12 protein-coding genes, 1 pseudogene and 1 riboswitch are annotated in these 12,807 nt (G+C 57.4%); of the genes and pseudogenes, 11 read left to right on the top strand and 2 right to left on the bottom strand.

The genetic code is table 11. The features are described from left to right. The first annotated feature begins 174 nt into the window (after positions 1-174). The 11 genes and pseudogenes from cobU to bluB all read left to right on the top strand — a co-directional run bounded on the left by cobU (position 175) and on the right by bluB (position 10,634). Positions 175-693 carry a bifunctional adenosylcobinamide kinase/adenosylcobinamide-phosphate guanylyltransferase gene (cobU, locus tag MELB17_RS05585; protein ID WP_007349171.1) on the top strand — a complete coding sequence of 173 codons (519 nt, stop codon included), beginning with the start codon at positions 175-177 and terminating at the stop codon, positions 691-693. Continuing rightward, positions 693-1,655 (top strand): adenosylcobinamide-phosphate synthase CbiB, encoded by a 963-nt coding sequence (gene cbiB, locus MELB17_RS05580; protein WP_007349170.1) that lies wholly within the window; start codon positions 693-695, stop codon positions 1,653-1,655. Before cobU ends, cbiB begins: the two co-directional genes overlap by 1 nt. After that, a complete protein-coding gene (gene cobD / locus MELB17_RS05575; RefSeq protein ID WP_007349169.1) occupies positions 1,655-2,674 on the top strand; it encodes a threonine-phosphate decarboxylase CobD in 1,020 nt (339 codons plus the stop codon). Before cbiB ends, cobD begins: the two co-directional genes overlap by 1 nt. Before the next feature lie 28 nt (positions 2,675-2,702). Then, positions 2,703-2,913, top strand: a riboswitch (cobalamin riboswitch). 160 nt (positions 2,914-3,073) lie between these two features. Continuing rightward, positions 3,074-4,894 carry a TonB-dependent receptor domain-containing protein gene (locus MELB17_RS05570; protein WP_007349168.1) on the top strand — a complete coding sequence of 607 codons (1,821 nt, stop codon included), beginning with the start codon at positions 3,074-3,076 and terminating at the stop codon, positions 4,892-4,894. Positions 4,895-4,916: 22 nt separating this feature from the next. Continuing rightward, on the top strand, positions 4,917-5,819 hold the full coding sequence (locus MELB17_RS05565) for a cobalamin-binding protein (RefSeq protein ID WP_050774903.1): 903 nt from the start codon (positions 4,917-4,919) through the stop codon (positions 5,817-5,819). A gap of 30 nt (positions 5,820-5,849) precedes the next feature. Beyond that, positions 5,850-6,809 (top strand): FecCD family ABC transporter permease, encoded by a 960-nt coding sequence (locus MELB17_RS05560; RefSeq protein ID WP_007349166.1) that lies wholly within the window; start codon positions 5,850-5,852, stop codon positions 6,807-6,809. Continuing rightward, the gene (locus MELB17_RS05555) at positions 6,809-7,579 is read left to right on the top strand and encodes an ABC transporter ATP-binding protein (RefSeq protein ID WP_007349165.1); all 771 of its coding nucleotides are present in this window, start codon (positions 6,809-6,811) and stop codon (positions 7,577-7,579) included. The genes MELB17_RS05560 and MELB17_RS05555 overlap by 1 nt, the downstream gene beginning before the upstream one ends. Before the next feature lie 25 nt (positions 7,580-7,604). Next, positions 7,605-7,760: pseudogene (locus MELB17_RS05550) on the top strand (cobyrinate a,c-diamide synthase); the annotation flags it as partial. A gap of 55 nt (positions 7,761-7,815) precedes the next feature. After that, on the top strand, positions 7,816-8,427 hold the full coding sequence (gene cobO, locus MELB17_RS05545; protein WP_007349163.1) for a cob(I)yrinic acid a,c-diamide adenosyltransferase: 612 nt from the start codon (positions 7,816-7,818) through the stop codon (positions 8,425-8,427). A 3-nt stretch (positions 8,428-8,430) separates the two neighbouring features. Continuing rightward, entirely contained in the window at positions 8,431-9,939 is a 1,509-nt protein-coding gene (locus MELB17_RS05540; RefSeq protein WP_007349162.1) for a cobyric acid synthase, read from the top strand. Continuing rightward, positions 9,936-10,634: a 5,6-dimethylbenzimidazole synthase gene (gene bluB / locus MELB17_RS05535; RefSeq protein ID WP_007349161.1), complete on the top strand. Its 699-nt coding sequence runs from the start codon at positions 9,936-9,938 to the stop codon at positions 10,632-10,634. The genes MELB17_RS05540 and bluB overlap by 4 nt, the downstream gene beginning before the upstream one ends. Before the next feature lie 13 nt (positions 10,635-10,647). Here the strand turns inward: bluB and MELB17_RS05530 are convergent, their stop codons facing one another. Together MELB17_RS05530 and MELB17_RS05525 are read right to left on the bottom strand one after the other, a co-directional pair. Continuing rightward, positions 10,648-12,087 (bottom strand): ATP-binding protein, encoded by a 1,440-nt coding sequence (locus MELB17_RS05530; RefSeq protein ID WP_007349160.1) that lies wholly within the window; start codon positions 12,085-12,087, stop codon positions 10,648-10,650. Continuing rightward, positions 12,078-12,764 carry a response regulator transcription factor gene (locus MELB17_RS05525; RefSeq protein WP_007349159.1) on the bottom strand — a complete coding sequence of 229 codons (687 nt, stop codon included), beginning with the start codon at positions 12,762-12,764 and terminating at the stop codon, positions 12,078-12,080. Before MELB17_RS05525 ends, MELB17_RS05530 begins: the two co-directional genes overlap by 10 nt. Between the last annotated feature and the right edge of the window lie 43 nt (positions 12,765-12,807).

Raw genomic sequence — 12,807 nt, 5'->3', positions numbered from 1 at the left:
AAATACCTGTAAACTGCAAACGCGTAGCGCCACGGAAATGGCCAACAATGTAAAAACCGATGTCGAGGCGGCAAACGCTGGATGATACTCTGAGTAGTCCAGATCCGGTAGAGTTCAAGGCCCGCCAGCTTGCCGGTTACCACCTACTTTTCCACCCCGAGGACTGAAACCAACATGCACACTCTGGTTATTGGCGGCATTCGCTCCGGTAAAACCGCGTTGGCGGAGCGCCTTGCCCGCAACACTGACGGCGAGGTGGTGTACCTCGCCACCGCAACGGCCGGCGACGATGAAATGCGCAGGCGCATTGACCGCCATCAGCGGCAACGTTCTGTTAACTGGGGCTTAAGTGAAGAGCCCTTGGCTCTGGCCTCAGTGCTTGCCCTCCATGCCAGCGCAAGCCAAAAAGCGCCGTGCATTCTGGTAGATTGCATGAGCCTTTGGGTGAGTAATCTGCTGCACGCCGGCGAGACCGTTTTTGCGTGGGAGCGGGAAGAGTTTTTAACACAGCTGGCCCAGTACCCGGGTAAGCTGATTATTGTCAGCAACGAAGTGGGGCTGGGTATTATTGGCATGGACCCCCTTGCCCGACGCTTTGGCGACGAACTGGGCTGGTTGAATCAGGCCTTGGCCGAGCGTTGCGATACGGTGGTTATGAGCGTCGCCGGTTTGGCGGTGACTTTGAAGTCGTAATGGCCCCTTTTTTCTCTCCCTTTTTTGCGCCTTTTCTGGTTTGCCTGCTTGGCCTCACCCTTGACCGATTATTGGGTGAACCCCGCCGATTGCACCCACTGGCGGGCTTTGGCACTCTGGCCAGCGTTTTGGAGCGCCTGCTTAATAACGCGCCACAAAATGCCTGGCGTAGCCTTATTCTGGGTACTTTAGCCCTGTGTTCGCTGGTGCTGCCCCTGTTGTTTTTAACAATTTGGTTGTCTGCTGTGCTCAGCGGTTTTTGGTTGCTGCTGGCCCAGGCTACTGCACTGTACTTCGCGCTTTCCCTCCGGGGCTTGGCAGAGCATGGTCTGGCCGTGGCCCAGCCGCTGCAAAGAGGCGAGCTAAATGTGGCAAGGGAACAGGTTAGCCGCATTGTCAGCCGCCGGGCCAGCGCGCTGGATGAGCAGGGCGTAGCGGCTGCGGCCACCGAGTCCATGCTGGAAAATGGCGCGGATGCCGTGTTTTCCAGCCTGTTCTGGTTTTTAGTGGGCGGTATGCCTGGTGTGATTGTGCATCGTGCTGTGAATACGTTGGACGCCATGTGGGGTTATCGCAACCCGCAGTTTTTATATTTTGGTCGTGCGGCTGCGCGGCTGGACGACGTAATGGGCTGGGTGCCTGCGCGGCTTACGGCGCTAACTTATACGCTGTTAGGCAATCGTAAGCTTGCTTGGCGCTGCTGGCGACAGCAGGCGTCCCAATGGGACAGCCCCAACGCTGGCCCGGTGATGGCGGCAGGCGCGGGTGCACTAAATGTTCAACTCGGTGGCCCGTCGCCTTATCCGCAAGGTGTAAAGCAGCGCCCGCAACTGGGCGGTATTAACCCGGCCAGTGCAGTCACTATCCAGGCGGCTATTGCACTGGTACGCCGCGGCACCTGGCTTTGGTTGGCTGTTATATTCGCCATAACCGGCCTTGTTGCCGTGGTGGCGGGATTGTGATGCTACAGCACGGCGGGCGGCTTAATAACGCGGTAAAGCGCTGGGGTATTCCCCGCGAACAGTGGCTGGATTTATCGACCGGCATCAACCCGTTGGGGTGGCCGGTGCCGCAGTTGCCGGCGAACGTGTGGCAGCGCCTGCCAGAAGACGACGACGGCCTGGAAGAGATTATCCGTCATTGGTCAGGCACACCCTTGGCTGCTCGTTGTGTGCCGGTTGCCGGCAGTCAAGCGGCCATTATGGCGCTGCCCAGCTTACGCAAACCCTGCCGTGTAGGCATACCGGTACCTGGTTATCGCGAGCATGGGCACCATTGGCGCTCTGCTGGCCACAAGGTTGTTCCAATTGAGCCTGTGCAGACCAAAGGCGGTGCCTCGGGTTGCGATGATCGCTGGTTGGATCAGCTTGACGTGCTGGTATGGATCAATCCTAACAACCCCACGGGGGCAATCATTCCTCCTTCCACGTTATTGCGTTGGCACCGGCGTTTGCAAAAACGCGGTGGTTGGCTGGTGCTGGACGAAGCGTTTATGGACCCAACGCCCGCTTTTAGCCTGGCCTGCCAGAGCGGCCGCCCGGGCCTGATTGTTCTGCGCTCACTGGGGAAGTTCTTTGGCTTGGCCGGGATACGCGCCGGCTTCGTGCTTGCCGATAAGAATCTTGCGGGCGCGCTGACGGAAAAGCTGGGGCCATGGGCGGTGAATGGCCCCGCGCGCCACGTGATGGCGCAGGCACTGCTGGATATAAACTGGCAGCAACAAGCCTGTGCTCGCTTGCAGCGCAGCGCTCAAAGGCTAAGAGGCATATTGCACTCAGTCGGGCTGAACCCGATGGGTGGAAGCGCTTTGTTCCATACCGTGCGCACCGAAGCCCCGACTTTGCTGGCGGACTGTCTTGCCGCGCAAGGCGTGCTGGTAAGAGTATTCGAACAACCCGGTATGGTGCGCTTCGGCCTGGCGCCAGACGAGAGCGAATGGTGCCGCCTGGACAAGGCATTGGCGGGCGCCGTCTGTGATTAATCATTGACCAGACATTAACGCATTGTTAGCCTTGCCTTCGTTTTCAGGTGTTGTTCGAGCGTTATCATCATCGCGACAACAGTGAAACGGGAAGCCGGTTAAAGTCCGGCACTGCCCCCGCAACGGTAAGTGAGTGAACGGCTAAGAAAGGTGCCACTGTGCAAACGCATGGGAAGGCTTGCGCCGTTCAGTAATACAGCTCACAAGTCCGGAGACCGGCCTGTTAACACACCGAACGCTGCGGAGGGCAGTTGCGGTGGGTAAACACCGATCCTGTTTCACGGCATTTCCCCACCTTTTGGAAGGCGCCCGCTTTGTTTTCGGCCGGCTTTCGCTTCCCTTTACAGCACCAAAAAATCAGCCATGCGGGTGCGCGTGGTGTGGCTTTGAGTGCATTTTATGAACGTTTTTCACTTTGTTACCAGCAGTCTGCTGGTGCCTTTTGCATTAAGTCCTCTTTCTATTGCGGTTGCCCAAGAATCTACCGGCGCGACTCTCGATCCGATTGTTGTTACCGCTACGCTTGGCCCTAAAACTGTGGGTGAAAGCTTGGCTTCCGTCACGGTGATTGATGAAGAAGAGATTCGCTCAAAAGCGCCTGCTGATTTTGCCGATCTTCTGCGCGGTCAGCCGGGTATAAACGTTGTTGGTAACGGCTCCTTTGGCAAATCAACAAGCGTTTTTATCCGCGGTGTACAGAATGCCGGGACCGTTCTTCTGATTGACGGCGTAAAACTGCACTCTGCAACGGGTGGCGGTGCCTCCTGGCAGTACGTTCCGACAGATCTTATTCAGCGCGTGGAAGTCGTACGTGGCCCGCGTAGTTCGCTTTACGGCGCAGACGCCATGGGTGGTGTGGTTCAGGCTTTCTCGTTGGACCCGGAACAGGGTCAGCGGGGCTGGGTTGAGGCTGGTGCAGGTAACTTTGACACTCAAAAAGTCAGCGCGGGAGGCTCTGGCTCCGTTGGCAATACGACATTCAGTTTGAGCGGTTTGCACAAAGAAAGTGACGGCACGGCCATTATTGAGAACGGTGAAGATAAGGGCTTTCGCAATACCGCCGGTCTTGGCCGGGTTGTGCACACACTCGATAACGGCGGCGAAGCCAGCATCATGCTGTTGCAGTCTGAGGGCAACACCGAGTACGAAGGTGGCAATATTGACTACCTAATCCGCACTGTCGGTTTTGGGTTGATGACGCCACTGACTGACAGTTGGAGAATGGGTATTCAGTTTGCCGAATCACGGGATGAAACTGAGTCGTTCACAAACTTTGGCGACAGCATTTATAACACGCGATTGCGCCAGGCTAGATGGGAAAACACCCTTTCGTTCAATGTCCATGAGCTGGTTGTGGGTGCAGAGCGGCAACAGGATGAGGTCAGCAGCTCCCAGAACTATTCAGAAACCAGTAGAACCAATACGGCGGTATTCAGCCAGTTGCGCCTGAACTTTGGCCCGGTTGATACTCAGCTCAGCCTTCGCGGCGATGACAACGAAGCCTACGGTACCAACAAAACGGGTGGTTTGGCTCTGGGTTACAGCTTTGATCGTTCGCATCGTGTTCGCGCGAGTTACGGTACGGCGTTCAGAGCGCCTACGTTCAATGACCTCTACTGGCCATTATCGTTTAACTACCAGGGCAATCCTGACCTGGAACCCGAGAAATCAGACAGCTATGAACTGGGCGTTAGCGGAAACTACCAGGTATGGTTTTGGGACCTTGCTGTTTATCAAATGAATATTGAGAACCTGATTAGCTCTGGACAGATTGGCACCGTTGATACTCGCGTTAACGTCGACGAGGCACGAATTCGCGGAGCAGAGTTAGGGGGTGGCTACAAACACGACGGCTGGCGGGCAGCGGTTGCACTAACCTACATGGACCCTGAAGACCGTAACACCAAAAACCAGTTAGCACGCCGCGCAAAGCAAACGGCTCGATTTGATCTGGATAAAACCATCAATAACGTTGTGCTTGGTGGATCGGTGATTGTCGAAGGAGATCGCTATGACAACGCAGCTAACACTGAACAGTTGGCGGGCTTTGGGACACTGGACATCCGCGCAGGTTGGAGCTTTTCTTCAAACTGGAGTACCCGCCTGACTCTGGTTAACGCGCTTGATAAAGAGTATTCAACAGCAGAGCGTTTTGACGGTGTGAAGTACATCTCCGCAGGCCGCACAGCCATGCTGTCCGTTCGCTATGATATTCAGTAAGTCATAAAGACTGGAGTAAAACGTGGTTTCTCACTGGTTGAATTTCAGGTTTGCTTTAGGGTTTCTAGTAGCAACCTTGGCGTATCCGACGTCAGCGAGTGAGATGCAGCGCTGCGCTATGGATGACACCGGGAAAGAGCTGTGTTTATCAGCCCCCGCCCAGCGCGTCATCACTTTGTCGCCTGGCGCCACAGAGCTGATGTTTGCAGCTGGCGCCGGTGACAGAGTAATGGCCGTGGTCAATTACAGTGACTATCCCCCGGCTGCCCTTGAACTCCCTTTGATCGGCAGCCACACCCGTGTTGACATGGAAGCGTTGATGGCCCTTGGTCCTGATCTGGTGGTTACCTGGGTAACGGGTAATCCGCCAGCACAGGTCGAGTTGCTTGATGAGTTGGGCGTACCCACTTTTGCTATAGAACCCCGCACCTTTGCGGGGGTGTCCAGCGTTATCGAACGGCTTGCCACGCTTGCGGGTACTGAGCGGGAAGGTTTTGCCGAAGCTGAGCGCTTCCGTATTGGCATCGCCTCTTTAACAGAGCGGTACGTTAGCGTTGAACCCATACCGATATTTTATCAAGTGTGGGAAAAACCGTTAATGACGGTTAACAACGAGCACCTGATTGGTAAAGTGCTTCAGTTGTGCGGTGGCGTGAATGTGTTTGGCGATATGCAACGGCTGATACCTAGAATCAGTGCGGAAGTTGTATTGCAGGCAGACCCCGATGCCATTCTTACCGGCAGCGTTGACGGCGTCAGCGACGACCAGCTGGATGAATGGAAAAAGTATGCGGGGCTGACCGCAGTGGAAAAAAATAATCTACTTTTCGTGCCGGCTTCGCCCATTTCCCGGCCCACGCCGAGGCTGCTTGATGCCATACAAACAGTCTGTGAAAAACTGGAAAACGCCCGTGAACGACTATAAAAAAGGCCCTAAAGCCCGGGTTCTGAACCGATGACCCGCGCTTTGCTCAGCTTAGGCCTGTTGGCCCTGGCATCTGTGGCTTTGGCGCTGGCGCTGGGTAGCGTGACTGTTTCACCTGCTGATTTATGGCAGGTTATTCAGGGAGAAGGCAGCACGCTGCACCGAACTCTGTTGCTGGATTTGCGACTGCCACGCACGCTTGCGGCGTTTGGCACGGGTGGGCTGTTGGCCGTGGCGGGCGCCCTGATGCAAGTGTTGCTGCGCAACCCTCTGGCAGATCCTTACGTGCTTGGGCTTTCAGGCGGCGCGGCGGTAGGCGCATTACTGGCCATGCTGATGGGAATGGGCACGCTGATTATATCGGGCTCGGCCTTTGCCGGCGCCATGCTGGCAACCGTGCTGGTGTTTGGCCTTGCCCACGGCACTGGCAGCTGGACACCGTCGCGTCTGTTGCTGACCGGCGTTGTAGTAGCGGCCGGCTGGGGTGCGGTGATTACCCTCATGCTGGCCATTACCCCTTCCTACAAACTGCCCGGCATGCTGTATTGGCTGATGGGTGATGTTTCCTACGCCCGCTCTCCCTGGCCAGCCGTGGTGGTGCTGGCGGTGGCGGTGGTGTTGATTATGCCCTTGGCCCGTAACCTGAACGTGCTGGCACGGGGCCCCATGCAGGCGGCGGCGCTGGGCGTGTCGGTGCGACCGCTGGAATGGACAATTTACGTTCTGGCCAGTTTGTTGACAGCAACAGCGGTAACCACCGCAGGCAGTATCGGATTTGTTGGTTTGATTGTGCCCCACATGCTGCGACTGATTCTGGGCAACGACCAGCGCATAATCCTTCCTGCCAGCGCACTGGCTGGCGGTACCTTGCTGGTATTGGCAGACACCCTTGCACGCACCATGATTGCGCCCGAACAGCTGCCTGTTGGGGTGATTACCGCCTTGCTGGGCGTGCCCACGTTCCTATACCTGCTGCACCGGAGCCGCTGATGAGCACGCTGAATACCCGTGATCTGGTCATCAACGTACCTGGCCGCCCCGATGGTTTTGCCTTGAACATGAGCATAGAGCCCGGTCAGGTCTGGGGCGTGCTTGGCCCCAACGGCGCCGGTAAAACCACGTTATTGCACACATTGGCCGGATTACTGCCCGCTCGCAGTGGCCAGGTGCAACTAAACAGCGCGCCGCTCACCGCACTGAAACGGCGTGTTATTGCCCAGCAACTGGGCCTGGTGTTTCAAGAGCGCCAGGACAGCTTTCCGGCGACCGTATTAGAAACCGCTCTGATTGGCCGCCACCCCTGGTTATCGCCCTGGGACAGTGAGCAGGGTGAAGATCAGCGTCGTGCGGAGCAGGCTTTGACCACGCTGGATGTGAACCACCTGTCAGATCGCCTGCTGAATACCCTGTCGGGTGGTGAACGCCAGCGCGTCGCTATCGCCACCCTGATGACCCAGAACCCCGATATCTTGCTGTTGGACGAACCCACAAATCACCTGGACTTGCACCACCAGGTGAAGGTTATGAATCTGCTGCGCGATCAGGCGGGTGCTGGCAAAACCGTGTTCATGTGCCTGCACGATCTGAATTTGGCTGCGCGCTGGTGCACTCACGTACTTTTGCTCTACACCAACGGCGATGCCTGCTGGGGGCCCGCTAAAAATATGTTGGAGCCGGCAGCGCTTGAACGGCTCTACAACCAGAAATTAATCACCGTAGAAGCAGATGGTGCACCCGTTTTTGTACCCGTAAGTTTCTAATGAACCATTGGAATCTGGCTGATCAATGACAATAACCGTACCCGCAGTAATGATGACCGCACCCGCCTCCGGGCAGGGTAAATCCCTGGTGACAGCCGCCTTGGCGCGCCTGCATCGAAATGTCGGGCGCAAGGTGCGAGTGTTCAAGCACGACCCGGATTATCTGAACCCCACGTTAGTAGCCGCTATTTTCCGCGGCCAGAAACTGACATTTCCTAACGACACGGAGAACACTCATGCGTGATCGCGCCAAAGACCCCGAACGCCATGCCCGCCGTATGGCGGCTAAGCAGAAAATGATGCACGAACGCATTGCCCGCGCCCAGAAAGAGCAAGGCGTCTTGCTGGTGCTGACGGGCCCGGGTAAAGGCAAAAGTAGCTCCGGCTTCGGCATGGTTGCCCGCGCCCTGGGCCACGGCATGAAAGTGGGCGTGGTGCAGTTTATCAAAGGCGCCTTCAGCACCGGCGAAGAAGCCTTTTTCCGCAATCTGCCTAATGTGGATTACCACGTGATGGGGCAGGGCTACACCTGGGAAACCCAAAACCGGGAACAGGATGTGGCCTCTGCCACGGCCGCTTGGGAGATTGTTGCCACCATGCTGAAAAACGACAGTTACGACATGATTCTGTTGGATGAGTTGAATATTGCGCTGAAGTACGAGTATCTGGACCTGGATCGGGTACTGGACGATCTGCAAGGCCGGCCCGAGATGCAGCACGTGGTGGTTACCGGTCGCAATGCGCCGCAGGAACTGATTGACCTGGCAGACACCGTTACCGAGATGGGCGTGGTGAAGCACGCATTCAAAGATCAGGGCATCAAAGCCCAAAAGGGCGTTGAGTTGTAGATTATGGTCACACTGATGATTCAGGGCACCACGTCTGACGCCGGCAAAACCACCGTGGTGGCGGCCCTGTGCCGCTGGCTGGCGCGCCAGGGTGTGTCGGTGGCGCCGTTCAAGCCGCAGAATATGGCCCTGAACAGCGCGGTGACCATAGACGGCGGCGAAATTGGCCGATCGACAGCACTGCAAGCGCTGGCGTGTGGCCTTGAACACCACAGTGATATGAACCCGGTGTTATTGAAGCCACAAAGCGACTGCGGCGCCCAGGTAATTCTGCGCGGCCAGGTGCACGGTAATATGGACGCGCTGGATTATCATGCCTACAAAGCCGAGGCCATGGTGGCGGTCATGGACGCCTGGCGTGCGCTCAGTGAGCGCTATGACGTGATCATCGCTGAAGGCGCTGGCAGTCCCGCTGAAATCAACCTGCGCGCCAACGACATCGCCAATATGGGCTTTGCCGAAGCGGCGGATTGCCCGGTGCTGTTGGTAGGCGATATCGAACGCGGCGGGGTGTTTGCCCAGCTGGTAGGCACCCTGGAGTTGGTTTCTGCCAGCGAACAGAACCGCACAAAAGGCTTCATCATCAATCGTTTTCGGGGCGATATTGCTCTGCTGGAACCGGGCCTGGACTGGCTGACCGAACGCACTGGGAAACCGGTCATTGGCGTACTGCCCTACCTTCACGGCTTGATTGTGGACTCCGAAGACAGCATTGGCACCAGCGGCGCAAGCGAAGCCGGCGCGCTGAATGTGATTGTGCCGGTGCTGCCGCGCATCAGTAACCACAACGATTTTGACCCGCTGCGCCTGCACCCCGGTGTAAACCTGCAATTTATTGGCCCGGACCAACCCATTCCAGCGGCCGACCTGATTATTCTGCCTGGCAGCAAAAGCACCCGCACCGATATGGCCTTTCTTCACGCTCAGGGCTGGACGCAGGTTATCCAAAAACACCTGCGCTACGGCGGCAAGGTGTTTGGTATTTGCGGTGGCTTTCAGATGTTGGGTGAGCGCGTGGATGATCCGGCTGGGCTGGAAGGCAACAGCGGCACAACCGAAGGCCTGGGCTTGCTGGATATGACGACCACCATGGTCGCCGGTAAACAGCTGAAAAACGTTTGCGGAACACTGACTTTACCAACCCGGAATTCTGGCCAAACAGAGGCGGGTTTCAGCGGTTACGAAATGCACAACGGTGTGAGCGAAGGCGCGGCTCTGGCGCGCCCATTAGGCCGGATGAACGGCAAAAACGAAGGAGCTATCAGTGCCGACGGTCAGGTAGCGGGTACCTATGTACACGGAATTTTTGATGAGCCTGGGGCTTGTGACGCCTTGCTGCAATGGGCCGGGCTGGACCACTCAGGCGCAGCGGTAGACTATCAGCAACATCGCCTGGCCCAGCTTGACCGGCTGGCGGATCAGGTGGAGCAACATCTTGATACGCACTGGTTGCGCGACTTGCTGGGGCTGGAGGCAGTGACAACCACGCCTAGGCCAATGAGGCAGCCATGAGTGATTCTAATCGTCCTTTCACTGACGAAGAACGCGCGGGCCTGTATCGCGCTATTTTTGAGCGCCGCGACGTGCGCTCCCAGTTTTTGCCAGACCCCATCCCCCGGCCCGTATTGGCTCGGCTGTTGAAAGCCGCGCACCATGCGCCGTCGGTGGGGTTTATGCAGCCCTGGGATTTTATCCTGATCGACAGCCTGGACGTGCGCCAGCAGGTGTTGGCCAGCTACCACGAAGAAAACGCCAAAGCGGCAAACAACTACAGCGGTGAGCGGCAGGAAACTTATCGCAGCCTGAAACTGCAGGGCATTATCGAAAGCCCCATGAACCTCTGCATTACCTGTGATCGCAGCCGTGGCGGCACCCATGTGCTGGGGCGCAGTTCCATTGTGGAGATGGATCTGTTCAGCACCTGCCTGGCGGTACAGAACTTATGGCTGGCGGCGCGGGCAGAAGGCATAGGTGTAGGCTGGGTGAGCATTGTGGATCAAACCAAACTGGCAGGCATTTTGAACCTGCCGGATACCGTGTATCCGCTGGCTTATTTGTGCCTTGGCTACGTCAGCGAGTTTCTGGACCAGCCCGAGCTTCAGGCAAAAGGCTGGCGTTCGCGCCTGCCCCTGACCGAGCTGATGCACGGCAATCGCTGGGGACAACCGATGGACGATGAAACGCTCTTGAATGCGTTGAAATCTTAAAGCCCGGTTGAGCTTAACGCTCACCGTTGCCGCTCACCATTGCCGCATTGTTGCAAAGCGCCGTGCGCGCCGGCAGCCAAAGGCTGACACAGAGCCCGGTCTGGCCGTCGGGTCGCGTGTTCAGGGTCAGTTGGCCGCCATGGAGTTCCGCAATTCGCCGCGCAATGGCCAATCCCAACCCCGCGCCGCCACCAATCCTTTGGTCAAGCCGCACGAAGCGGCTAAGCGCCCGCTCCCGGTCCGCAGCCGCAATGCCGGGGCCCTGATCGCAAACAGTAACGTGATAGCCGTCGGCGGAGGGCACCAGGCGGGTTTCCACCACCGTGTGCTGCGGGCTGTATTGAATCGCGTTAGCCAGCAGGGATCGCATCAGGGTGGTGACCAGGGCGTTGTGGCAACACATCAGGGCTTCGCCGGCATCGTCCTGCAATACCGGCTCGATGTTCTTTTTCAGTGCCAGCGGTGCCACATCGGCAATACTCTGCTCGAGTATCTCAGACAGATTATGGTGTTGCGGTGAAAAATCGGCGCCCGAGTCGACCCGGTTCAGCAGCAGCATTTGCTCTACCAGGTGTGTCATGCGGTCAACGGACTGGATCAGGGTGTTGAACTGCTGCGGATTGCTATCACAAGCTTTTTCAAGATTCAGTCGCAAGGCTGCCAGCGGTGTTCGTAGTTCATGGGCGGCATCGGCTGAAAAGCGCCGTTCCCGTTCCAGTGCCTGATTCAGTCGCTTGAGCATGCTGTTCACGGCCTGCACCAGGCCTGCTACTTCCTTTGGTGCCTGCCGGTCATCAAGGGGATGGATACGTTCCGGTGCCATATTGCGTATCGGCCGCTCCAGCCTTAGCAAGGGGCGAAGACCGATTTGAATGGCAGCGCTTGCAGCGAGCAGCAGTAACGGCAGCGCGAGGATTAGGGGCAGAACGTTACCCAAGGCCAGTTCCTGGCTCAGCTCCTCACGAATTTCCTCGCGCTGGGCGGTGCGGATCCAAAAGCCCGTGGCCGCGTCTTTAAGTGTGAACACCCGCCAACGATAGCCCTGGGCTTCGGCCCATGAATAGCCCGGAGCCAAACCCCCGGCATCATCGGCGTTGAGCGTATTCAACAGGGGTACGCGGCCGGGTGTCCAGACTTCAAAGGCCAGTTTCTTCTCGTATTTGTGCCCTGTACTGCCGGGCAGAATTTCGTCACCATTTGCTTTCGGGTCGATGTCTTCAGCAAGAGACAGTGTCAGCGTTTCGCGCAGGGTTTGCGGTAACTGCTCCAGTGACTGGGTGTCTGCCAGGTGGCGAACCAGCCCCTGCACAATGCGCGTACTTTGCGCCAGTTCGGCGTCAAACAGCTCTTCCAGCTCGTGATTGCTTTCAACATAACTCCAGGCGGCGGCGATAAGGGCAATCAGCAGCACCGTTGAGGTGACCAGCAGAGTGAGGGTGCGAGTCAGAGACATTCCGGCACTCCGGAGGCCGCTTGGCTGTCCAGAAAATACCCTACGCCGCGGATCGTTCTGATGGTGGCCTTGCCTACCCGACGCCGCAGATGGTGAATGTGCACTTCCAGAGCATTACTCTCTGCGCCCGGTTCCCAGCCATAGAGCTGCTCTTCCAGGCGCCTGCGGGTGGCAACCTGGTCAGGGTGACGCATCATGTACTGAAGAATTTGAAACTCGCTGCGCGGCAGAGTTGCGGTGCCTGTGCCGCAGGTTAGCTGTGCTGAAGCCGGATCCAGTGTTAGCTGGCCCACAATCAGTTGATCCCCGTTTGTGGATGATCTGCGGCGGGTAACGGCCCGAATCCGGGCCTTGAGTTCGGCCATGGCAAAGGGTTTGGTCAGGTAATCGTCTGCGCCTGCATCCAGGCCCTGCAGTTTTTCCTCAAGTTCAGCCCTGGCGGTCAGAATGATAATGGGCAGTTGATTGCCCTGTTGCCGGGTATGTCGAACGATATCGAGGCCGTCTACCCTGGGCAGGGTCAAATCCAGTATGGCCAGGTCAAAATGCTCATCCACCAGCGCATTCAGCGCCTGCTGGCCATCATTCAGCCAGTCTACGGTGTGCTGGTCTGCCCTCAGCATGCCCAGCAGGGTGCTGCCCAAAAGGTGGTCATCTTCTACCAGTAATATGCGCATCAAGCGGAGCCCGTGTTGGGAAAAATCGTCAGAACCTTAAGGC

It is taken from the genome of Marinobacter sp. ELB17, from assembly GCF_000169375.1.
In the GTDB taxonomy this organism is placed as follows: domain Bacteria; phylum Pseudomonadota; class Gammaproteobacteria; order Pseudomonadales; family Oleiphilaceae; genus Marinobacter.
The sequence above is the reverse complement of the archived record's forward strand: the minus strand, read 5'-3'. Positions and strand labels throughout refer to the sequence as shown.

Bases quoted from the DNA above. Each gene is read 5' to 3' on its own strand.
- cobU (WP_007349171.1), top strand. From the start codon at position 175: ATGCACACTCTGGTTATTGGCGGCATTCGCTCCGGTAAAACCGCGTTG.
- MELB17_RS05525 (WP_007349159.1), bottom strand. From the start codon at position 12,764: ATGCGCATATTACTGGTAGAAGATGACCACCTTTTGGGCAGCACCCTG.
- MELB17_RS05540 (WP_007349162.1), top strand. From the start codon at position 8,431: ATGGTCACACTGATGATTCAGGGCACCACGTCTGACGCCGGCAAAACC.
- MELB17_RS05560 (WP_007349166.1), top strand. From the start codon at position 5,850: ATGACCCGCGCTTTGCTCAGCTTAGGCCTGTTGGCCCTGGCATCTGTG.
- MELB17_RS05530 (WP_007349160.1), bottom strand. From the start codon at position 12,087: ATGTCTCTGACTCGCACCCTCACTCTGCTGGTCACCTCAACGGTGCTG.
- cbiB (WP_007349170.1), top strand. From the start codon at position 693: ATGGCCCCTTTTTTCTCTCCCTTTTTTGCGCCTTTTCTGGTTTGCCTG.
- cobD (WP_007349169.1), top strand. From the start codon at position 1,655: ATGCTACAGCACGGCGGGCGGCTTAATAACGCGGTAAAGCGCTGGGGT.
- bluB (WP_007349161.1), top strand. From the start codon at position 9,936: ATGAGTGATTCTAATCGTCCTTTCACTGACGAAGAACGCGCGGGCCTG.
- cobO (WP_007349163.1), top strand. From the start codon at position 7,816: ATGCGTGATCGCGCCAAAGACCCCGAACGCCATGCCCGCCGTATGGCG.
- MELB17_RS05555 (WP_007349165.1), top strand. From the start codon at position 6,809: ATGAGCACGCTGAATACCCGTGATCTGGTCATCAACGTACCTGGCCGC.
- MELB17_RS05570 (WP_007349168.1), top strand. From the start codon at position 3,074: ATGAACGTTTTTCACTTTGTTACCAGCAGTCTGCTGGTGCCTTTTGCA.